A 22,952-nucleotide genomic window follows, 5' to 3' on the forward strand; every position below is an offset into this window, starting at 1 on the left:
TTCCCTCCGCGCTTTCCCACGACGGACAGGACGTCCTAGTGTCGGTCGTTGGTCACAGGACGTGACCGTTCTTAGCCGACCAGGAGTCTACGTGTTTTTCTTCCGGGACTGGGACTGCGGTTACTCGCCCCACCGAAAACCATTGCGATTACTCGCCCCATCAAAAACCGTCGCTAGTTACTGTTTTCAATCATTATTTCGTCATTTTTATAAGAAAAATAAAGTGTAATTTCTTACTTCAATTTATATAGATTAAATTATGTTCAAAAAGTTCGATAAAAAGGACCGAGAAGATCGAGGCAGCGCAGCATTGAGTAGCGGAACGTATGCTTATAAATACGTGAGCAACTCTTTTAATGGGGCGAGTAATCGCAGCCCCAACGGAAATGCAAGCTAACGAGCTTTCACAGGATGTGGTGACTTCTGCGTTGTCCACAGGACGTGGACGTTCTTAGTAGAAGTTCCTTTTCTTCCATGTCATTTTTATTGGACTTTTTGAACCTCCTCACATCATATAATACGGCTGCATATCGATGAACAACTGCAGCGTCTGCTTCCGTATCTCATCAGCGTATGCCGATTGAATATGTTCTAAATAGTTTATTAAGTCAGGTTCATGCTTGTATTTTATCATGCACTGATACCGATATCTATCTTTTATCCGTGCAATAGTGGAAGGTGTTGGGCCTAAAATAGTTGTTCCAGGTGACACAATCTCACTCAGCTGCTTTACAATCTCCCCCGTAACCTGTACGGCCCGGGCATGATTTTCATGCGACACGGTAACCAATACAAGAAAAACGAACGGCGGATATTGAAATGCTTTTCGGACAGCCATTTCATGCTGATAAAAATCTAAAAAATTGTGGCCGGCAGCATATGTCACACTATAATGCTCCGGCGTATAGGTCTGCACAATTACATTACCCGTGAGCTCATGTCTGCCTGCTCTACCGCTTACTTGCGTCAATAATTGAAAAGTACGTTCGGAGGCACGGAAATCAGGAAGATGCAGCATCGAGTCTGCTGATAATACTCCGACCAATGTCACATCTTTAAAATCCAAGCCTTTGGCAATCATCTGTGTCCCTAGTAAAATATCTGCTTTCTTCTCTGAAAATTGTTTTAATAATTTTTCATGAGAACCCTTGCGTCTCGTTGTGTCCACATCCATCCGGATTACACGAGCTTCCGGCAGAAGCTTCGCCAAGGACTCTTCCACCCGCTGGGTACCTGTTCCAAAGTAGCGGATGGAATCACTCTCACAGGATGGACAATGTGCTGGAACCGCCTGTTCGTAGGAACAATAATGACATTTAAGCCGATGTGAGTTCTTATGATAAGTTAATGCAATATCACAATGCGGACATTCGGATACATGGCCGCAATCACGGCACATCACAAATGTCGAATATCCTCTGCGATTTAAGAGCAGTACAATCTGTTCTCCCCGCTCCATACAAGCCTTCATATTTTCCATAAGCGACGTAGAAAACATGGTCCGGTTGCCGGCATGCAGTTCTTTGCGCATATCGACAATCTCAACACTTGGCATTTGCTGCTGATTCGTACGGCTGGCAAGCGTTAACAGCTTGTAGACACCTTTTTTAGCTCTGGCATAGCTTTCTAACGAAGGCGTTGCACTGCCAAGCACAACCGGGCAGCGATGGCTTGCCGCTCTTTCTATCGCAACGTCCCGGGCGTGATATCTCGGCTGGTCTTCCTGCTTGTAGGTTGTTTCATGCTCTTCATCAATAATAATAATACCAATATTTGAAAAAGGAGCAAATATCGCAGAGCGGGCACCGACAACCACTTGGACCTGCTTTTGTTGAATTTTTCTCCACTCGTCATACTTTTCTCCAGCGGAAAGGCCGCTATGCATAACTGCTACACTGGATCCGAAACGGCCTTTAAAGCGGCGCACCATCTGTGGCGTTAACGAAATCTCCGGTACAAGAACAATCGCCTCCTGCCCTTTTGAAATCACATGCTGGATTGATTGCAGATAAATTTCTGTTTTACCGCTTCCGGTAACACCGTGTAATAGAAATATATTATCCTCTTGGTCCTCGATAGAAGTTATCACTGGTTTGATGGCCTCTGCCTGTTCCTCCGTCAGTTCGAATGCTTCTGTCTGTTCGATTGGCTGATTCTTATAAGGGTCACGGAATACTTCCTGCTGAAATGTCTTTACAATCCCTTTGGATACCAACGTTTTCACAGTCTGAGCAGAGGTGCCTAAAGTTTGAATTAATTTTGCCTGTTCGATCGGCTCCGGATTTCCCATAAGAAATTGAATCAGCTCTTTTTGTTTCTTTGCCTGCTTGGTTAAATCCTCTAACGCCTCCATGGCACGCATTTCTGATACATCCAATTGCACCATGGTCAGCTGTTTTTTCGTAATTCTTGACTTCACATGATAGTAAATCGTGATATTTCCAGCTTCTATTTGTTTTTGTAATTGATAATAGCTGATAGAAGAAGCTGTGAATTCTTCAAATGAAATGGATTCTCTGCCTGCAAACAAATCCTCTAATTCCGGGCTGAGAAATTCGTCTGTCTCCCGTACCAAATCCTTCGTGTACTGGGATTTTAATACCTGGGGCAGCATCGTTTGAAATACGGTAATATATAAGCTAAGTGTTTTTTTGGCGACTGATTTCCCCAGCTGGAGCAGTTCCTCTGTTAAAACAGGTGTTATATCTAACACCTCATGCAGTTCTTTTACTTTTGATAGATGTGTTTCCTTCTTTAATTGGACAACAAACCCCATAATCTTCCGCGGTCCAAATGGCACAGTGACGCGCATACCGGGAGTAATGATTTCATGATATTTTTCTGGAACTAAATAGTCGTATGTTTGATTCGTTGCACTTGTCGGCACATCAACGATGACACTGGCAATTTTCAAATGGAATCATCCTTCATATCTTGTAAAATACAATCTAAGAGCTGGGTCGCTATCTGTTTTTTGGAAGCCTGCTTCAATTCAATGACCGATTCCGCTTTATTAATGTAGGAAACAATATTTGTATCTCCTTCAAATCCTGCTCCCTCACGGCTAACATCATTGACAACAATAGCATCTAAATTTTTCTTCTTCCGTTTTCCCAGTCCATATTCAATTGGGGTATCTGTTTCTGCAGCAAACCCGACTAAAAATTGATTTTCTTTTCTTTCTCCAAGTTTTTTTAGTATATCCTCTGTCCGTTCCAGAGTTATTACATCATCGCCTTCTTTTTTCTTCATCTTAGATGTTTGTACCTCTTTGGGACGATAATCGGCTACAGCAGCTGATTTGATGACAATATCTTTATCAGCAAACTGCTCGTTCATCGCATCATACATTTCCTTGGCAGAAACAACATCGATTCGTTTTATCGATGGATGCTGCGCTTCTATCGACACAGGTCCGGCAACTAACGTAACATCTGCGCCCCGTTCTGCAGCTGCTTCAGCTAAAGCAAAACCCATTTTTCCGGAGGAGCGGTTGGTAAAGAAACGTACCGGATCAATCATTTCCTTTGTCGGTCCGGCAGAGACAAGCACCTTTTTCCCCTGCATATCGAGTGTTCTCTGCTGATGACGTTCCAATACAGAAATAATTTCCTGGGGTTCTTCCAGACGGCCTTTTCCGACATAACCGCAGGCTAAATAGCCATCACCCGGCTCGATAAAATGGTACCCCCACTTTTCAAGCTGTTTCATGTTTTGGATAACAGCCGGATGATCATACATATGCACATTCATGGCCGGAGCTATATATACCTCAGCCTGTGTTGCCAGCATGGTGGTGGAGAGCATATCATCTGCCTGCCCATGGGCCATCTTTGCAATAATATTTGCTGTTGCCGGAGCAATAATGGCGATATCCGCCCAGTCCGCCAAATCAATATGCGCTATTTTCTTTGGATTTTTTTCATCAAAGGTATCTGTATACACTGGATTTCTTGTTAATGCCTGGAAGGTTAACGGTGTAACAAATTCCGTCGCACTTTCTGTCATGATAACCTTCACTTCCGCACCAAGCTGTGTCAGCTTACTTGCAAGCGCACTTACCTTATAGACAGCAATACCGCCTGAAACACCTAAAAGTATTTTTTTCTGATGGAGCATGGAAAACATCCTCTCTATAATTTTTCTTCACGTATTCGTATGCTAAATAAGCATTTACATTTAAAAACATATTTCAACATTTTTTTATCTTCTCTATACATAGTTATAACATATAATAGGCTTTCTCTGCCGAATGAAGGCTTGAAAAAGAGGCTGGGCAAAATTTAAAACAACTCCGCTGCAAATAGAAAAACCTCTGCACCCCGAACAATTCTTATATGAAGAATTATTCGCTGTGCAAAGGTCTTTATTATTCTGTAATTTACATTTATTTTTTAATATAAAGCTTTCCAGCCTCAATTTCTTCTAATGCTTTCCCGACAAATTTATGCGATTTGGGACGGTCTACTAAAACTTCATTTGTTTCGCTCAGTTCTCTCGCTCTTCTGGCCGATAAAGTGACTAAGCTGTATTTTGATTTAATTCTCGTTTGCAGTGAATCAATAGAAGGTTCTAACATCATGATAACTCATCCTCCAAAATTTGCTTATATTGTTTTGCGATTCTTTCCCGCTTTAAATGCTCACTTTTGATAATTGCTTTTACTTTATCAACTGCTGTTTCTACCTGATCATTGACGACAACATAATCATAGGCATCCATCATTTCTATTTCATTGCGAGCTTCCTTCAAACGGTTTAAAACAAGTTCCTGTGATTCTGTACCACGATTAACGATACGATTTTTCAACTCTTCTAAACTAGGAGGGAATAGGAAGATAAATACACCTTGAGGGAAATTTTTCTTCACTTGCATTGCTCCCTGCACTTCTATCTCAAGAAAAACATCAAGTCCTTTTTCAATTGTTTCCTCTACATATTTTCTCGGAGTCCCATAATAATTATTTACATACTGGGCATATTCTAAAAGCTCGCCTTCTTCCACCAGCTTTTCAAATTCTTCACGGGATTTATAAAAATAATCGACACCATCGACTTCCCCGGTTCTTCTGTCCCTGGTTGTCATGGAAATAGAATATTGAAGATCTAGTTCTTCCTCAAATAATTTTTTACGAACTGTACCTTTTCCTACTCCTGATGGACCAGATAAAATAAATAAAATGCCTTTCTCTTTAATCAAACCATTTCCTCCTAATTTCCAGCTTCGTTATTCGTCTGCAATTTCATCGTTTGTCACAAGCCGTTGTCCTACTGTTTCAGGCTGCACTGCAGATAATACAACATGATCGCTATCCGTAATGATAACAGCTCTGGTACGTCTGCCATAGGTAGCGTCCACTAACTTATTATTATCTCTGGCGACCGTAATAATTCGTTTTACTGGTGCTGATTCCGGAGACACGATAGAAATAATGCGGTTTGCGGAAACAACATTACCAAAGCCAATATTTATTAAACTTAGATTCAAAATTTTTCCCCCTGCCATTTCTTTTCTATCTATAATAGTACCATTATACTGTATCTTTATTGAATTTTATACTATAAACTTTTTTGTTACAAGAGCAAAACCAAGAAATAGGAAAATAGAGTGAGATTTACAGGCTTTGAATTGCTTGGTTTATCCGTTTTATATAAGTGCCTGCAAATATTGTAATACACATTTTAAATAATGAAAACAGCTATCCGCCTTATCATAATAAATGGGATAGCTGTTTCCTGTCTTATTTTTTAGTAAATCCAAATAATACGGTCGGTAATGCTCCCAGTCCGACAATCAGGCACCAGTCAACCACAGACAAGCTGACGGTATGGAAAATCGGCTGAATCGGCGGGAAGTAAATAACAACTAAGAGCAGCAGCATGGACGACAGTACAGCTAAAATCAGGTATCGGTTTTCAAACAAATTTCTCGCAAAAATAGATTTTTCGCTGCGGCAGTCAAATACATGAATTAATTGTGCTACCACCAGAGTTGAGAAAGCAATGGTCTGCGCATAGACTAAATTGCTTAGGTCATTCTGGTAAGCAACAATAAATGCAATTAAGGTGACAACCCCAATCAAAATTCCCCTGCTGATAATCTTGTAACCGAGCCCTCGGGAGAAAATGCCTTCACGCGGATTCCGGGGTCCCCGCTTCATGACGTCTCCTTCCGCCTGATCCACACCTAATGCCATGGCCGGCAGTCCATCTGTCACTAAGTTCACCCATAGAATTTGCACAGGCACAAGCGGCAGCGGCAGTCCAAGCAGCATAGCAAAGAGCATCACTAAAATTTCTCCTACATTGGAAGCCAGCAGATAGCGGATAAACTTACGAATATTTTCATAAATATTTCTGCCTTCCTGAATAGCCGATTTAATGGTTGCAAAGTTATCATCCATTAACACGAGCGATGATGCTTCTTTTGTGACATCTGTTCCACTTATTCCCATCGCAATGCCTATATCACTTGCTTTCATCGCTGGTGCATCGTTGACACCATCTCCTGTCATCGCAACAATATGTCCTTTTTCTTGAAAGGCGTTGACGATTCGAAGTTTATGCTCTGGCGTGACACGTGCAAAAACATACGTATCTTCAATCGTATCCACTAATTCAGCGTCTGACATCTGTGTTAATTCTTTTCCTTCCAATACTTTCCCGCTCTCTGGAAGAATTTCTAAATGATTTGCAATTGCTCTTGCCGTATGCGCATGGTCCCCTGTTATCATTACCGTTTTAATTCCGGCTTCTTTACATTCGCGAACGGCTGCTTTTACTTCTTTTCTAGGAGGATCCATCAATCCATACAGGCCAATCAAGGTCAAATCCTCTTCCAGCAATGCTGTATCTAATGAATCGGAAGGGGATAATACCCGAAAACCTATCGCAATCGTTCGAAGTGCTTTTTCCGCCATCCCTACCATTGCTTGTTCTGTCTGTTTACTCTGTTCCTTTGTTAAAACAGTCTTTCCATCCTTTGTTTGAATATGGGATGACCTCGGCAGCAGCATGTCCGGTGCACCTTTTGTAATCAATAAACGCATGCCATTATCATCTTCTATTACGACACTCATCCGCTTCCGATCGGAATCGAATGGTATTTCTTTGATAATCCGAAAAGGCTGTTTATCATTTTCATGAAAACCAAATTTATATGCTGCAACAAGTAACGCACCATCTGTCGGATCGCCATCCACTACATTCTTTCCTTTTTTCGTAGAAATGGAGGCATGATTACACAGCATGCCATATAGCAGCATCGTTTTTAAATTAGAATGAGAATCCTCTACCTTCTTCTGATTATATAGAAAATCTCCCTGTGTCTGGTATCCGTCCCCGGTAACATATAATGTTTTTCCATTTATATATACTTCCTTCACTGTCATTTGATTTTCTGTCATGGTGCCTGTCTTATCCGAGCAAATGACGGAGGCACATCCTAGTGTCTCTACAGCTGAAAGCTTCCTTACAATGGCTTTCTTTTTAATCATCCGCTGGACGCCAAGTGATAAAGCAACCGTAACAATCGCCGGCAGTCCTTCAGGAATAGCAGCTACCGCCAAGGAAACTCCTGCTAAAAACATTTCATACATCGGGTGTCCTTGGAAAATACCTGCTCCGACCACGAGTATCGTTAAGAACAAGGCGACAACAATCAGGATTTTCCCCAGCTCGGCCAATTTCATTTCCAGCGGTGTAATGGTCTTCTTTGTATTATCCAACAACGTGGCAATCTGCCCCATGACTGTTTTCATTCCTGTACCGACAACAATTCCTTCACCTGATCCCCGTGTAACTAATGTCCCCATAAAAGCCATATTCACTTGATCCTGGGCTTCTAATCCGTCCATTCTAATTTCTTTGGTATGTTTCGCAACAGGAAGGGATTCTCCTGTCAAAGCAGACTCCTCGGTTTCCAGGCTGGTTGTTTTAATCACTCTTACATCTGCTGGAACCCTGTCCCCGCTTGTAAACCGGACAATATCTCCTACCACAATGTCTTTGGATGGAATCTTGACCCACTGTCCATCTCGTCTGACACTGGCTATCGGCGCAGATAATTCTTTCAGTTTTTCTAGTGAATTTTCTGCTTTCTGCTCTTGAAAATAACCAATGATTCCATTAATTAATACAATCACCATGATCGCAATCGCATCAATATACTCCCCTAATAATCCGGCTATCAACGTGGCAGCTAATAAAACTAATACCATAAAATCCTGAAATTGCTTTAAAAACAAAATCCATCCAGGTATTTTTTTCTTCGCTGCTAGAACATTCTCGCCGTATTGCTGACGTCTTTTCGCAACCTGCTTCTCTCCTAACCCGACATTCGATTTTACTTGTAATGTCTCTTCTAATTTTTCGGTTGTAAGCTGATACCATTTCATTATACATTCCTCCGGCAGACATAAATTGTACAAGCACTTAATCCATTTCTATGCCTCTACATCTAAAAAGATGCTATAATTGCCGATGAGGTGATTACTTATGCCATTCGACGGTATTGTAACAAGAGCGGTTACAGAAGAACTAAGAACGAAATTAGAAAGAGGAAAAATCAATAAAATTTATCAGCCATCGGAAACAGAGATTGTGATGACAGTCCGCAGCCAGTCTGTAAACCACAGCCTGCTTTTTTCTGTCCATCCTACCTATGCCCGTTTTCATATTACGAACGATTCCTACACCAATCCGAAAGAACCCCCTATGTTTTGTATGGTGCTGCGGAAGCATCTGACCGGAAGTGTTATTGAACAGATCGAACAAAAAGGAATGGAGCGGATCGTTACATTCACCATCCGGACGCGTAATGAAATAGGAGATATCAGTTATAAAAAATTAATTATTGAACTCATGGGCAAGCATAGTAACTTTATTTTAGTCGACCAGGAGAAAGGACATATTATTGACAGCCTGAAGCATGTCTCCTTATCCCAAAACAGGCATCGGATGATTTTGCCGGGACAGCAGTATCAACTGCCGCCTGACCAGTATAAGCTTTCCATTTTAGAGACAGACAGCACATCTATTATAAAAAAATTAGATTTCAATGCAGGTAAAATGGATAAACAGCTGCTTGGGTTATTAGAAGGCTTTTCCCCATTTGTGACGAAAAAAATGATCGAGCACGTCCGACTCGGCACGAATCAAGATTTTGAAAATACGCTTTCTCTAGTGCAAAAGCAATTACAGGAAAATGATTATCAGCCTGCTATCTATCAGGAGCCAAAAGAAGATTTTCATGTACTGTCTTTTCCAGATGAACCAGCAGACACGGTTTTTGAAGAGGTCAATACGATGCTCGATGCCTTTTACTCCGGCAAAGCCGAGCGGGACCGGGTCAAGCAGCAGGCAAAAGACCTCTATCGCTTTATTAAAAATGAACAGGATAAAAACGTCCGCAAGCTGAAAAAACATCGGCAGACGGTAGAAAAATCTGAACGGGCAGATCACTACCAAAAAATGGGTGAGCTTTTAACTGCGCATATGCATTTAGTCAAGCCGAATCAAAAAGAAATCTCCGTTGTAGATTATTATGATCCGGATCAAAAAGAAATCACTATTCCGCTAAACCCAAATAAATCACCAAGCGGCAATGCACAGAATTATTTCAAAACCTATCAGAAGCTGAAGAATTCCCGTAAGATGATGGAAACAGAAATCAAACGTACGAACGAAGAAATCGTTTATTTCGATCAGTTATTGCAGCAGTTGGATGTAGCAAGTACTGATGATATTGAAGAAATTCGCGAGGAGCTCCGGGAAGAAGGATATTTGCGAAAACAGCGTGCTTCGAAAAAGACGAAAAAACCGCAGAAGCCAAAACCTGAAACCTACCAGTCTTCTGACGGCACAACGATATTAGTCGGGAAAAATAACAAACAGAATGAATACGCCACGATGCGGCTGGCACACCGCGATGATATCTGGCTCCATACGAAGGACATTCCCGGGTCACACGTAATCATCCGGGACAGAGAGCCAAGTGAAAAGACATTAGAGGAGGCTGCTGTTTTAGCTGCTTATTACAGTAAATCCCAGCAATCTTCTTCTGTACCGGTAGACTACACGTTGATTCGCCACGTAAAAAAACCGAATGGCTCGAAACCCGGGTACGTGACGTATGATAATCAAAAAACATTGTTTGTGACGCCGAAAAAAGAGATGGTGGATCAACTGAAAGTAAAATAAAAATCTGGTGTATCATTTCTCTGACGTGATACACCAAATTTTTATGAATAAAATATCATCCGGATTTATTGCCTAAACCAATCATTAAATTAGAGCCTTCTCCTTCTAAATGATAAACTCATACTATAATTATTAATTAAAATCATCTGGAAAAGAGGTTAAAATATATGAAACTTGTTGGAATATCAGGTGCACTTGCAGGAGATAAAACATCGATTGTTGTTAATCAGATTCTAGTCCACGCTCGCCGTTTCGATTCATCCATAAAAACAGAATTAGTAGACTTAAGAGATTATGAAATCGACTTTTTTAACGGTGCTCCCTTGGCAGACTATAATGAAGATACCTGGGATGTTGTTCAAAAAATTGCTTCCGCTGATTTCCTTGTGTTTGGGACTCCAATTTATCAAGCATCGATTTCTGGAGCGTTAAAAAATCTGTTTGACCACTTACCGGAATACACTTTTAAACATAAAGTAACGGGAATGGTTGCTACTGGATGGTCAGACCGGCATTTTCTTGTCATGGAATATCATCTAAGATCGATTCTGTCTTATTTTAAAGGCTTAGTTCCAACCGGGAATGTGTTTGTCCATAATAGTGCTTTTAATATGGACAGTGATGAAATTATTGATGAACGTGTTTTGGAAAGACTTCAAGCGCTTGGAGAGGAAATGGTTTCCTTGCAGCAGGGGATGAAAAATCAGTAATCTATGTATAAAAAAATCCAGCCTTTATCGGCTGGAATTTTTTTATACATAGATTTTTAAACTGCGGTCGGTTTCAGTTCAACATCAATATTACCTCTCGTTGCTTTCGAATAAGGGCAAAATTGATGCGCAGCTTCTGCCAGTTCTTCCGCTTCTTTCTGATCAACGCCTTCTATTTTGATATGCAGAGTTGCGCCGATTTTAAAGCCGTCGTCAGCAGGGTCTTTCATAAAATGAACTTCTGCTGTTGTTTCTGACGTAATATTTTTTCCCTGATTGGATGCCATTAAATTAAGTGCCCCATCATAGCAAGCTGCGTAACCAGCAGCAAAGAGCTGTTCCGGGTTGGAGCCTTTTTCATCTGATTTATTTCCGGCTGGATTAACTAAGTTAACATCGATAATCCCATCATCTGATTTTACATGTCCGTCTCTGCCGTTTTGTGCGGTTGCTTTTGAACTGAAAATAATATTACTCATTGAAATCACTGCTCCTTTATCATTTAATCTAATGGTACTATTACCTTTATTCATTTTCTTTAAACCTTTTTTTCTAAAGATACTTTATTTTAATCTGCGATAAAGTGAAACTTCATTCAGTGGGGGCCTTTTCATCTCCTACTGAATTTGAAAGGAACCAATCGGGCCGTTACTGGCTGTTAGATCTCTCACTTAGAATGTTCGATTTCCACCTATTCTTGAAGCGGGAGTCTTACAAAAGCCTTTTGATGGGACGAGTAACCGCAGTCCCAGCCAGTTACACTGCGACAAAATCATAATTTTCCAGCAGCCGAAGAAAATGATCGACCTGCGGGAGCTGGCGGATCCCTTCCTGGAAGCAGACCCATGTATCTCGGGTTACTGCCTTTTTCTCTAAAAATAAAGGAATATACGGATAGTGCTCCTTCAGATGATTTGAGACACTGCCGGGCAACACGGCCATGCCAATTCCCTGCTTCATAAACTGTTTACACGTTTCGATTTGATCCACGGTCATCTTTTTTTGCGGTTTAATGTAATTCTGCTGTTCAAACAACCAGCTGTCGACAAGCTCATGCATGCTGTCATCACTCTTAAAGGAAATAATAGGTCTTTCTTTTAAAGCTTGCTCCGGAAAAGGTTCTGTATCAAAAATATAAAGCGGGTCATCAAACAAATGAACTGAGGTCGTTTCTTTTAATTTCTCGCCGCGAATAATGCATACATGATATTGCTTATGATTTTGTTTGATATTTTCACTGATGCCTGTTACTAAATCAATCGTTACCTTGGGGTAGGCAGCAGTGTATTCCCCTAAAATGTCCGGCAAGTAACGCTGGCTGATCAACGAAGAACAGGCAATCGACAGCGTACCTTGTATCGCTTCACCCGTCTCCGCTAAACGATTTTTAAACAGCCGCTCCTTTTCCACCGTTTCTTTGGCATGCTGAATAATTTGTTCTCCAGCAGGTGTGGGTAATAAACGTTTTGATGTTCGTATAAATATCTCTTCCCCAAAATAGTTCTCCATGTATTTCAAACGCTGGGTAACCGCTGGCTGAGAAATGAGAATCGCTTTTGCTGTTCCCCTTATCGTGCCAATTTCATAGAGTTTTAAAAGGATTTCATAATCATCCATCCGCATAGCAAAAACCTCCGATAAGTACAGGTTATCATTTTTGATTATAATATAGTATTTTACTTATCCGATTATATCATATAACATCAGTTTAAGAAGACTTTCCAGCATGAATTGCTCATGAAATTTACTTTTTACTAAAAATTAAGAAAGGAACGGTGTTAAATGGATAAAAAATTGCAGAACAAAGAATTATTCACAAAAAGGAAGGATGCTTATGTCAACAGCCGTACACATAGCAACCCCGCCGCTTTACAAAAAATCGCGGAATGGTTAAAGCCATCCACTGACCAAATCATTTTAGATATTGCAACAGGAGGAGGTCAGGTCGCAAAAACGTTAGCTCCCTTCGCCAAACAAGTTATCGCAACCGATTTAACCCCGTCCATGCTGACCGGTGTGAGGAATAGCATAAATGAAAACGATAACATCCTGCTGATTATTGCTGATGCAGAGGAACTTCCCTTTCTGGATGACTCTATGGATATTATCACCTGCCGTATCGCGGCCCATCATTTTCCACGACCTAAGAAGTTTATTCAAGAAGTATATCGTGTGTTGAAGCCTGGCGGAAAATGTTTATTTGTTGATAATGTAGCTCCAGAGGAGGATGCAGCTGATCAATTTTTAAATCAGCTGGAAGCCATGCGTGATCCCAGTCATGAACGTGCAAAAAAAATCTCCGAATGGAAAAAACTATTTTCTAAACATCCATTTACGTTACTGCAGGAGAATATACGGATAAAAGAGCTTCCTTTCCAAGACTGGCTTGACCGTACTGTAGATTCGGAGGAAGTACGCCAGCAGGTTACTCGTTTTATCGAAACAGCCGATGAAAAGCTGCAAGAAGCGATACGTTTACAAAAAGATGAAAATACCATTCTCTCCTTTTCCATTGATGAATGGATAAGTATGTGGGAAAAATAAAAATAAGAAAGGATGTGCCCTCTTTTACGAGTCACATCCTTCTTTCTTATTCTTATAACTCGCTTCTCCAAGCAAGTACTGTCTCTTTTTCTTTCTCTGTAAGCTTATTTTCTTCAATAAGTAATTCTAACAGCTGATCAAAACCGGTTATCGATTCATAAGAGAAGCCTGCTTCTTCAAAAGCTTTTTGGGCTCTTGGAAGTCCATATGTGAAAATGGAATATACTGCTGTAATTTCAGCGCCATCTTGTTTTAACGCCTCGGCAGATTGAATGGATGACCCGCCAGTGGAGATCAGGTCTTCAATCACAAGTACCTTTTTCCCTTCTACCGATGCCCCTTCAATCTGGTTGCCTTTTCCATGTCCTTTTGGCTTCGAACGTACATATACCATTGGTAAATCAAGCTCTTCTGCCAGCCAGGCTGCATGCGGGATACCTGCTGTTGCACAGCCGGCAATAACTTCCGGTTTGGTATCACTATTTTTCACCATATCTGCAAATGCTTGAACAATTTTTTTGCGGACGGCAGGATAGCTCATCGTTAAACGGTTATCACAATAGATAGGTGATTTAAGTCCAGATGTCCATGTGAAATAGTTATCTGCATTTAATTGTACGGCTTCAATTGCTAATAAATCTTTGGTTATATTATTCTCCATGCTGCCACTCCTTCATCACTTGTTCATACGCTTTTCTTGGATTTTCTGCTTTGGTAATGCTTCTGCCGACAACCAGGAAATCACTGCCCAGCTCTTTCGCTTTCTCAGGCGTCGCTACTCGTCTCTGATCATCCTGGGAAGAATCTGCTAAACGGATGCCCGGAGTGATGGACAAGAAGTCGTCACCACAATGCTTTTTGATTACTGGCACCTCATGAACGGAGCTGACCACTCCATCTGCTCCTGCTTCTTTTGCGAGTGCTGCAAAACGGATAACATTCTCTTCTACATCGCCTGATAAACCAAGCTCCTGCTCTAAAACATCATCATCCATTGAAGTAAGGATCGTCACTGCCATCAGCTTGGTAGATGAACCTGCCAGCCCCTGCTTCGCCTGATAAATCATCTCTTTTCCGCCAATCGCATGCGTTGTTACCATATCTACGTTCAAAGAAGCAATATTTTTCATTGCCTGATGAACCGTATTTGGAATATCGTGAAGCTTTAAATCTAAGAAAATAGGGTGGTTATCTGCTTTCAATTTTTCAATGATTGCCGGTCCTTCTCGATAAAAAAGCTCCATTCCGACTTTTACAGGGACGCCTGCAAGATCATTATCCTTTAAAAACCGTTCCGTTTCGGTCCATGTTGGAAAATCTAATGCGACAAAGACACTCATACCTGTACGCCCCTTCTATTAATTACATCTTGCACAGACGTATATTGATAGTTCATTAGTGTTTCTGGAAGCGCATCAATGATATCTACACACGCAAAAGGATTTTGGAAATTGGCTGTACCAATTGCTACTGCATCTGCACCAGCCTGCAGGAATTCCAGCACATCCTCGGCAGTAGAAATGCCCCCCATGCCGATAATCGGAATAGACACCTGCTGCCGCACTTCATAAATCATCCGGATTGCAATCGGCTTAATAGCCGGACCGGATAATCCGCCAGTCTGATTGGCAATCAGCGGTTTTCCAGTCGGCAAATGCAGCTTCATACCCGTTAATGTATTTATCATGGAAAGTCCATCCGCACCGGCTTCTTCTACGGCTTTTGCCATTTCGACAATATTGGTCACATTAGGGGACAGCTTCACATACACAGGAAGATTACTCGCCTCTTTCACTGCGGATGTAACGCGTTTAGCCATTTCCGGATCTGTGCCAAATTGAATACCGCCCTCTTTTACATTGGGACAGGAGATATTTAATTCTAATGCATGCACATCCTTAGTCTGATTAAATGCACTGGCTACAAAAATATATTCCTCTAATGAGCTTCCAGCAACGTTTGCGATAATAGATGTATCATATGCAGCAAGTCTGGGAACTTCATTGGCAATAATCCGCTCTACTCCCGGATTTTGCAGACCAATGGCATTTAACATGCCTGAAGAAGTTTCTGCAACACGCGGCGTCGGATTTCCAAAGCGTTCAAATTGCGTTGCCGCCTTCATAATAACAGCGCCTAACCGGCTTAAATCGTAGAATTCACTGTACTCCTTGCCAAACCCAAAGCAGCCTGATGCCGGCATAATCGGATTTTTTAATGTTAGTCCAGGCAATTTCACCTCTAGATTCATAAAATAACCTCCTGCGCAGAAAATACGGGACCGTCACTGCAAATCTTCTTATAGCTGTTATCCACCGTCGGCAGCACACAAGCCATACATGCACCGACTCCGCAGCCCATCCGTTCTTCCAGAGATACTTTTCCTGCCGCATCTTTTAATTCTGTGGTCACAGCGCGGAGCATTGGCAGCGGTCCGCAGCTGAAATATTGATCAAAGGCGCCCACTTCAGAAAACACATGTGTGACAAACCCTTGATGTCCATAGGAGCCATCATTAGTGACTACATACGTTTCCGTTATTTTCTGGAATGCTTCTTCGTAAAAGACATAATCCTTGGATTGAAATCCTAATACAGCAACAAGCTCCACATTCTTTTCACTCAAGCGCTTGGCGAGGTGGTAGATGGGAGGAACCCCAATTCCTCCACCTACTAACAGAATACGTTCTCCTTCTTGTACATCATCTACCTGAAAACCATTTCCATTTGGACCAAGTGCATCGACTGTCATTCCCGGCTGATAAGCTGCTAACGCTTTTGTGCCGCCGCTGACGACTTTAAACAAAATGGTGACGGTGCCTTCCTCTGAATTGACCTTGGCAATTGAGATAGGCCTTCTTAATGTAAAACCGGGGACAAGCAAATGCAGGAATTGTCCCGGCACAGTTTGCTGACTGATTTCCGGCTGATACAATGTCATTTCAATTGTTTCTTTGGCGATTGTATCAACAGCGATTACTTCCATTTCATGTCTTTTCTTCATCATTGCTTCACCTTTTGCTGGCTAATGGATTGTGCTGTAAATGTTGTGGAATCAATGACATTGATAATTGCATTCACCGTGTCTAAGCTTGTCAGGCTTGCAATGCCATGCTCTACTGCTTCACGGCGGATTAAGAAACCATCCGACCTTGGTTTTTGCCCAGAATTAAGTGTATTGATAACAAATTGGACTTTTCCTTCTTCAATGATGGATAATACATTCGGCTCGTCTACCCCTACTTTACCTACTTGAACAACAGGAATATCGCCTTCTTCCTGAATAAAGGATGCTGTCCCTTGTGTTGCATAGAGGACAAACCCAAGCTGATGGAACCGTTCTGCTACTTCCAGCATTTCTGCCTTGTCCTTATCGGCAACGGTCAATAATACGCCGCCTTCTTGCGGAACTTTTAATCCGGAAGCAATAAGTCCTTTATACAATGCTTTTTCTAATGTTTTATCATAACCGATTGCCTCGCCGGTAGATTTCATTTCTGGTCCAAGAATGGTATCCACACTGCGTAATTTTTCAAAAGAGAAAACTGGAATTTTGACAGAAACAAGATTCTGCTCAGGTAAAATACCAGTTTCATAGCCCATATCGGCTAATTTCTCACCTAAGATACATTTCGTAGCAATATTTGCCATCGTTACGCCGGTAATCTTGCTTAGAAATGGAATTGTTCTGCTGGCTCTTGGATTTACTTCAAGCACATAAACATCTTCATCACGGATAATAAATTGGATATTGATTAGCCCTTTTACGTTCAATGCGCTTGAAATCTTCACTGCTGCATCCAGACATTTTTCTTTTACAGCTTCACTTAAACGCTGCGGAGGATATACAGCCATCGAGTCACCAGAGTGGACTCCAGCGCGTTCGATATGCTCCATGATTCCAGGAACAATCGTTGTTTCTCCATCACTGATGGCATCTACTTCTGCTTCCATTCCTGTTAAATATTTATCGATTAATATCGGATGGGCAGAATCCACACCATCTGATTTCGCTAAATAATTTTCCAGCTCTTTTTCACTGTATACAATTTCCATACGGCTGCCGCCAATAACATAAGAAGGGCGTACAAGTACCGGATAGCCAATTTCATTTGCTGTTTCAATTGCCTTATCTAATCTTGGTACTGCCTTTCCTTGCGGGCGAAGTAAGTCAAGCTCATCTAATAATACTTCAAATTTATCGCGATCCTCTGCACGATCAATTGCTTCCAGGCCAGTACCTAGGATTTTCACTCCGCGGCGTTCCAGTCCATCTGCCAGATTAATCGCAGTTTGACCGCCAAACTGCACAATCACGCCTTCTGGTTTTTCCAGTTCAATCACATGCATGACATCTTCCAGCGTAAGCGGCTCAAAGTAAAGTTTATCGGAAATCGTAAAATCAGTAGATACGGTTTCCGGATTATTATTCATAATAATTGCTTCATAGCCCAGCTCTTTAATTGCAAATACCGAATGCACGGTCGCATAATCAAACTCAATCCCTTGTCCGATGCGGATTGGTCCGGAACCAAGCACGAGGATTTTCTTACGTTCTGTTACTTCCGATTCATTTTCTGTTTCATACGAGCTATAGAAATAAGGTGTTTCCGACTCAAATTCTGCTGCGCAGGTATCTACCATTTTATAAACCGGGAAGAGATTGTTTTCTTTTCTTAATGCATATACGTCATCCAGCGGAACATCCCAGAGTCTGGAAACCTGCTCATCTGCAATGCCCAGCTCTTTTGCTGCTTTTAACACTGCCATATCGTTCTTATTTTCAATCAAGGCTTTCTCTGTTTCAATAATTTTATTTAAGCTGTTTAAGAAGAAACGGTCAATCTTGGTCATGTCAAAGATTTTATCGACCGAATAACCGCGGCGCAATGCTTCTGCCAAGAGAAAAATACGTTCATCATCTGCACGCTTCAAGCGCCTATCTAATGTTTCTTCATCTAAGCCCTCTGCTTTTGCAAGGTAAAGCTCTTCTGTTCCCATTTCCAGGGAACGTACACCTTTAAGTAAGGATTCTTCCAAATTACGGCCAATTGCCATTACTTCACCAGTCGCCTTCATCTGTGTGCCTAAACGGCGGTCTCCTGATGTAAATTTATCAAATGGAAAACGCGGGAATTTAGTAACCACGTAGTCTAACGCCGGCTCAAACATCGAATAGGTTTTACCGGTAATCGGATTGATAATTTCATCGAGCGTATAACCAACCGCGATTTTCGCTGCAATTTTGGCTATCGGATAACCTGTTGCTTTAGACGCCAAAGCAGATGAGCGGCTGACACGCGGGTTCACTTCAATAATGTAGTATTGGAAGCTGTATGGATCTAATGCCAGCTGAACATTACAGCCGCCTTCAATTTCTAAAGCACGAATAATTTTCAAGGAAGCATTACGCAGCATATGATATTCCCGGTCACTTAAGGTTTGTGACGGGGCCACAACAATCGAATCCCCTGTATGAATTCCTACCGGGTCGATATTTTCCATGTTACAAACCACAATTGCCTGATCCTTATGGTCACGCATCACTTCATACTCTATTTCTTTAAACCCTGCAATATTTCGTTCAATCAGACACTGGTTTACTGGAGAAAGCACCAGTCCGTTATGTGTGATTTCCTTCAGCTCTTCCTCGCTGTAGCACATTCCTCCGCCTGTACCGCCAAGCGTGTATGCCGGGCGCACAATGAGCGGATAGCCGATGGTATTGGCGAAATTAACAGCCTCCTCCACGGTATGTACAATTTCACTTTCCGGCACTGGCTCATCCAACTCATTCATCAAGGTACGGAACAGCTCTCTATCCTCGGCCTGCTGAATCGATTCCGGTGCGGTTCCCAGAAGCTGTACTTTATGATCTTCCAATACCCCTTTACGGACAAGCTCCATAGCAAGGTTTAAGCCTGTTTGTCCGCCTAATGTCGGCAAAATAGCGTCCGGATGCTCTTTACGAATAATTTTTGTTAAGAATTCTTCTGTTAAAGGTTCCATATATACTTTATCTGCAACTGTGTTATCTGTCATAATTGTTGCCGGATTGGAGTTGGCTAAAATAACCTCATAACCTTCTTCTCTCAATGCTTGACAAGCCTGAGTTCCAGAATAGTCGAATTCGGCCGCTTGTCCAATGACAATCGGGCCAGATCCAATCACGAGAATTTTTTGAATATCTGTACGTTTAGGCATGAATATGAACCTCCTGCTTCTTCACTTGCTGCTTCATCATTTTTAAAAATTCATCAAATAGATAATTGGTATCCTCTGGTCCCGGAGATGCTTCCGGGTGGTACTGTACCGAGAACGCCGGATACTTCGTGTGTCTTACTCCCTCTACGGTTTCATCATTGATGGCGATCTGTGTCAGTTCAAGCCCCGTATTTTCAAGGGAATCTGGATTTACTGCATAACTATGATTCTGGGAAGTAAGGTACGTTTTATCATTCTCTAAATCTTTCACTGGATGATTCGCACCGCGATGTCCAAATTTCATCTTTTCTGTATTTGCCCCGCAGGCTAAAGACAGAAGCTGATGTCCAAGACAAATTCCAAATATCGGCACCTGCCCGAGAATCTCTTTGATCATTTCAATCGCTTCCGGTACATCTTTTGGATCTCCCGGTCCATTTGTCAGCATGATGCCGTCTGGACGGAGACGCAGAATGTCCTCTGCACGATAGTTATAAGGAACCACCGTAATTTGGCAATCCCGTTTCGTTAATTCCCGCAGAATACCATGCTTTGCACCAAAATCAACCAGTACCACACGGCTTCCTCTGCCTGGAACAACGTAAGGCTTGCTTGTGGATGTCTGTTTTACTTGGTCTCTAGGAAATTCCGCATTTCTCAATTCTTCTACTGCTTTTTCTACATCTTCTTCCGCAGAAAGGATAGCTGCTTTCATCGTTCCATGCTTGCGAATAATCCGTGTTAATTTTCTCGTATCGATTCCGGCGATTCCGGGAATATTATTCGCCTTTAGGAAGCTGTCGATGGTCTCTTCATTCCGGAAATTGGAAGGCTGCTCACTATATTCTTTCACAATCAAACCATGAATAAATGGTGTCACTGTTTCATAATCGTCTCGATTGATTCCATAGTTTCCAATGAGAGGGTACGTCATCGTTACAAATTGTCCGCAATAACTTGGATCGGTGATAACTTCCTGATATCCAGTCATTCCTGTATTAAAAACAATCTCTCCCTTGGAAACTTCTTCGCTTCCAAAACCGTATCCTTCAAAAACTGTTCCATCTTCCAAAATTAAATTACGTTTACGCATGGTTGCCCTCCTCAAATACGACCTTGCCATCTACCATTGTCAGGACAGGGAATCCTGTTACCTCCCAGCCATGGAAAGGTGTATTTTTCCCTTTAGAAGCAAATTGATAGCGATCGATTTTTGCTGTTTTCCCTAAATCAATAATGGTTAAATCTGCTGGCGCTCCTTCTTCCAACGTTCCATAAGGAAGTCCGAACACATCCGCCGGCTTTTTCGTCATTCTATCAATCAATTCATGTAAATTTAGTACGTTTTTTTGTACCAGATGAGTGTATAACAATGGAAAAGCTGTTTCTAATCCAACAATTCCGAATGGCGCTTCTAAGAAACCATTTGCTTTTTCTTCCTCTCCATGCGGCGCATGGTCTGTTGCGATAGCATCCAGTGTACCATCTAAAAGCCCTTCAATCAGTGCTTCCTGGTCATCCTTTCCTCTTAACGGCGGATTCATTTTGAAATTTGCATCATTTTCGGTAATATCAGATTCATTTAATATTAAATGGTGTGGAGATGCCTCCGCTGTAACATGAATACCAGCTTTTTTTGCATCACGGATGACGCGAACCGATTCCTTCGTGCTGACATGACAAACATGATAGTGACAGCCGGCAGCTTCAGCTAACAGGACATCTCTGGCAATTTGTACGGATTCACTTAAAGATGGAATCCCCGGCAGGTTTAGGCGCTTGCTTACTTCTCCATCATGGGTTACTCCGCCATAGACCAGGGAATTATCTTCACAATGAGCAACAATTGCCGCACCGCATGCAGCTGCTTCCTTCATGGCCTGAAGCATTTGATTGGCAGTCTGTATACCTACCCCATCATCTGTAAAGGCAAAAGCTCCCTGCTCAAACAGCGCTTTAACATCTGTGCGTTCTTCACCTTTTAAACCTTTTGTAATCGAAGCGTAGGGAAGAACACGGATAACAGCATCCTCTTTAATTTTTTGAAGCAGCTGCTCCAATGTTTCCGGGCTATCCGGAACCGGATTCGTATTTGGCATTGCGCAAATAGTAGTATATCCTCCTTTGGCAGCTGCTTCTGTTCCTGTACGAATCGTTTCTTTATACTCTCCGCCCGGTTCACGCAGATGCACATGCACATCGATAAACCCTGGAGCAACAAGGTTATTCTTTGCATCAATTGTGTTATCCGCCTGCTCTGTTACTTCCGGGGCCACCTTTTTGATTTTACCGTCTTCGATAAGCACCTCACAGTTTACCAATTCATTAGATGATGTTAAGCGTTTTGCGTTCGTTAATTTCGTTTTCATTGATAATCCCCCATTCTTTTAATACATGAATTAAAATTGCCATTCTGACATAGACACCATTTTCCATCTGTTTAAAAATACGTGACTGTTTACTTTCTACAAGCCTGCTGTCGATTTCCACCCCTCTGTTGATTGGGGCGGGATGCATGATAATCGCGTGTTTCTGCATTTTTGCAGCTCTTTTCATTGTTAAACCATAGAGGGTGAGATAATCTGAAGTTTCTGCTTTATGAATATGACGCTCATGCTGAATTCGCAGCAGCATCACGACATCCGCTATTTCTACCGCCTCATCCATCGTGATATATGGATAATGTAAGCTGGTATCTTCAAATCCTGGTGCTGCACTCAAGTAAACTTCAGCTCCTAATTTCTCCAGAGCAAGCGCATTCGACCTGGCCACCCGGCTGTGCTTGATATCACCAGCGATAACAACCTTCCTGCCTTCAACATGGCCAAATTCCTGGTACATTGTCAGTAAATCCAGCATGCACTGTGTAGGATGCTCTTCTTTTCCGGAGCCGGCGTTGATAACCGGTATGCTCAAGTAACCTTCTTCTTCTATTTCATCTATCCAATTATCAGATGGATGACGCACGACTAACACATCTGCACCTATAGCTTCAAAGGTTTTCGCTGTGTCATATAAGGACTCTCCCTTGACAAGGCTGGAAGCTTCGGTATGAAAATCCAGCATCTCTAAACCAAGTTTTTTTTGTGCAACTTCAAAGCTCATTTTCGTTCTTGTACTTGGTTCAAAGAACAGGTTGGCTGCAAATAACTGTTTATTCATGGTTCTTGGTGATTTTCTTATCAATTCGGCTTCTTTCAGAATTTGATTCATCGTTTCCTTCGACAGCTGCTGCATCGACATAAAATGTTTCACGATTCATCTCTCCCTCTTTGGTGTCATTCTTTAAAATTGAT

Annotated in this window: 19 protein-coding genes; 3 read left to right on the forward strand and 16 right to left on the reverse strand. The window is 41.8% G+C overall.

The window, feature by feature from the left end:
* Positions 1–505: 505 nt before the first annotated feature.
* The 6 genes from priA to MKX55_RS15150 form a co-directional block, all read right to left on the reverse strand.
* Positions 506–2,914 carry a primosomal protein N' gene (gene priA / locus MKX55_RS15125; RefSeq protein WP_339233392.1) on the reverse strand — a complete coding sequence of 803 codons (2,409 nt, stop codon included), beginning with the start codon at positions 2,912–2,914 and terminating at the stop codon, positions 506–508.
* Complete coding sequence (coaBC, locus tag MKX55_RS15130; RefSeq protein ID WP_339178323.1) at positions 2,911–4,119, reverse strand: bifunctional phosphopantothenoylcysteine decarboxylase/phosphopantothenate--cysteine ligase CoaBC; 1,209 nt, start codon at positions 4,117–4,119, stop codon at positions 2,911–2,913. The genes priA and coaBC overlap by 4 nt, the downstream gene beginning before the upstream one ends.
* 268 nt (positions 4,120–4,387) lie before the next feature.
* Complete coding sequence (gene rpoZ, locus MKX55_RS15135; RefSeq protein WP_084613001.1) at positions 4,388–4,582, reverse strand: DNA-directed RNA polymerase subunit omega; 195 nt, start codon at positions 4,580–4,582, stop codon at positions 4,388–4,390.
* The gene (gene gmk, locus MKX55_RS15140; RefSeq protein WP_339178326.1) at positions 4,579–5,199 is read right to left on the reverse strand and encodes a guanylate kinase; all 621 of its coding nucleotides are present in this window, start codon (positions 5,197–5,199) and stop codon (positions 4,579–4,581) included. The genes rpoZ and gmk overlap by 4 nt, the downstream gene beginning before the upstream one ends.
* 27 nt (positions 5,200–5,226) lie before the next feature.
* Positions 5,227–5,487, reverse strand: a complete 261-nt coding sequence (locus MKX55_RS15145; protein WP_042535126.1) for a DUF370 domain-containing protein — start codon at positions 5,485–5,487, stop codon at positions 5,227–5,229.
* A gap of 253 nt (positions 5,488–5,740) precedes the next feature.
* Positions 5,741–8,395 carry a calcium-translocating P-type ATPase, SERCA-type gene (locus MKX55_RS15150; RefSeq protein WP_339178327.1) on the reverse strand — a complete coding sequence of 885 codons (2,655 nt, stop codon included), beginning with the start codon at positions 8,393–8,395 and terminating at the stop codon, positions 5,741–5,743.
* A gap of 100 nt (positions 8,396–8,495) precedes the next feature.
* Between MKX55_RS15150 and MKX55_RS15155 the strand changes: the two genes are divergently transcribed.
* Together MKX55_RS15155 and MKX55_RS15160 are read left to right on the forward strand one after the other, a co-directional pair.
* A complete protein-coding gene (locus MKX55_RS15155; protein WP_339233394.1) occupies positions 8,496–10,199 on the forward strand; it encodes an NFACT RNA binding domain-containing protein in 1,704 nt (567 codons plus the stop codon).
* A 167-nt stretch (positions 10,200–10,366) separates the two neighbouring features.
* Positions 10,367–10,909 (forward strand): NADPH-dependent FMN reductase, encoded by a 543-nt coding sequence (locus MKX55_RS15160; RefSeq protein ID WP_193063344.1) that lies wholly within the window; start codon positions 10,367–10,369, stop codon positions 10,907–10,909.
* A gap of 56 nt (positions 10,910–10,965) precedes the next feature.
* On the opposite strand, the gene MKX55_RS15165 is transcribed toward MKX55_RS15160, so the two are convergent.
* Both MKX55_RS15165 and MKX55_RS15170 read right to left on the reverse strand, forming a co-directional pair.
* Positions 10,966–11,388, reverse strand: a complete 423-nt coding sequence (locus MKX55_RS15165) for an organic hydroperoxide resistance protein (RefSeq protein ID WP_042535135.1) — start codon at positions 11,386–11,388, stop codon at positions 10,966–10,968.
* A gap of 277 nt (positions 11,389–11,665) precedes the next feature.
* Positions 11,666–12,532 carry a LysR family transcriptional regulator gene (locus MKX55_RS15170; protein ID WP_339178331.1) on the reverse strand — a complete coding sequence of 289 codons (867 nt, stop codon included), beginning with the start codon at positions 12,530–12,532 and terminating at the stop codon, positions 11,666–11,668.
* A gap of 159 nt (positions 12,533–12,691) precedes the next feature.
* On the opposite strand from MKX55_RS15170, the gene MKX55_RS15175 reads away from it, so the two are divergent.
* Positions 12,692–13,453 carry a class I SAM-dependent methyltransferase gene (locus MKX55_RS15175; protein WP_339233396.1) on the forward strand — a complete coding sequence of 254 codons (762 nt, stop codon included), beginning with the start codon at positions 12,692–12,694 and terminating at the stop codon, positions 13,451–13,453.
* A gap of 52 nt (positions 13,454–13,505) precedes the next feature.
* On the opposite strand, the gene pyrE is transcribed toward MKX55_RS15175, so the two are convergent.
* From pyrE to MKX55_RS15215, 8 genes are read right to left on the reverse strand one after another with little or no spacing between them, the layout of a single operon-like run.
* The gene (pyrE, locus tag MKX55_RS15180) at positions 13,506–14,114 is read right to left on the reverse strand and encodes an orotate phosphoribosyltransferase (protein ID WP_042535141.1); all 609 of its coding nucleotides are present in this window, start codon (positions 14,112–14,114) and stop codon (positions 13,506–13,508) included.
* Positions 14,104–14,793, reverse strand: a complete 690-nt coding sequence (pyrF, locus tag MKX55_RS15185) for an orotidine-5'-phosphate decarboxylase (RefSeq protein ID WP_339178338.1) — start codon at positions 14,791–14,793, stop codon at positions 14,104–14,106. Before pyrF ends, pyrE begins: the two co-directional genes overlap by 11 nt.
* On the reverse strand, positions 14,790–15,704 hold the full coding sequence (locus tag MKX55_RS15190; protein WP_339178340.1) for a dihydroorotate dehydrogenase: 915 nt from the start codon (positions 15,702–15,704) through the stop codon (positions 14,790–14,792). The genes pyrF and MKX55_RS15190 overlap by 4 nt, the downstream gene beginning before the upstream one ends.
* A complete protein-coding gene (locus MKX55_RS15195; protein WP_339233398.1) occupies positions 15,701–16,459 on the reverse strand; it encodes a dihydroorotate dehydrogenase electron transfer subunit in 759 nt (252 codons plus the stop codon). The genes MKX55_RS15190 and MKX55_RS15195 overlap by 4 nt, the downstream gene beginning before the upstream one ends.
* A complete protein-coding gene (gene carB / locus MKX55_RS15200) occupies positions 16,456–19,656 on the reverse strand; it encodes a carbamoyl-phosphate synthase large subunit (RefSeq protein ID WP_339178346.1) in 3,201 nt (1,066 codons plus the stop codon). Before carB ends, MKX55_RS15195 begins: the two co-directional genes overlap by 4 nt.
* Positions 19,649–20,749, reverse strand: coding sequence for a carbamoyl phosphate synthase small subunit (locus tag MKX55_RS15205; RefSeq protein ID WP_339178349.1), 1,101 nt, complete (start codon positions 20,747–20,749; stop codon positions 19,649–19,651). The genes carB and MKX55_RS15205 overlap by 8 nt, the downstream gene beginning before the upstream one ends.
* Entirely contained in the window at positions 20,742–22,025 is a 1,284-nt protein-coding gene (locus tag MKX55_RS15210; protein ID WP_339178352.1) for a dihydroorotase, read from the reverse strand. Before MKX55_RS15210 ends, MKX55_RS15205 begins: the two co-directional genes overlap by 8 nt.
* The gene (locus MKX55_RS15215; protein ID WP_339178354.1) at positions 21,982–22,911 is read right to left on the reverse strand and encodes an aspartate carbamoyltransferase catalytic subunit; all 930 of its coding nucleotides are present in this window, start codon (positions 22,909–22,911) and stop codon (positions 21,982–21,984) included. The genes MKX55_RS15210 and MKX55_RS15215 overlap by 44 nt, the downstream gene beginning before the upstream one ends.
* Positions 22,912–22,952 lie beyond the last annotated feature (41 nt).

This window comes from Oceanobacillus sp. FSL W7-1281 (genome assembly GCF_037969835.1).
Taxonomy (GTDB): Bacteria; Bacillota; Bacilli; order Bacillales; family Amphibacillaceae; genus Oceanobacillus; species Oceanobacillus oncorhynchi.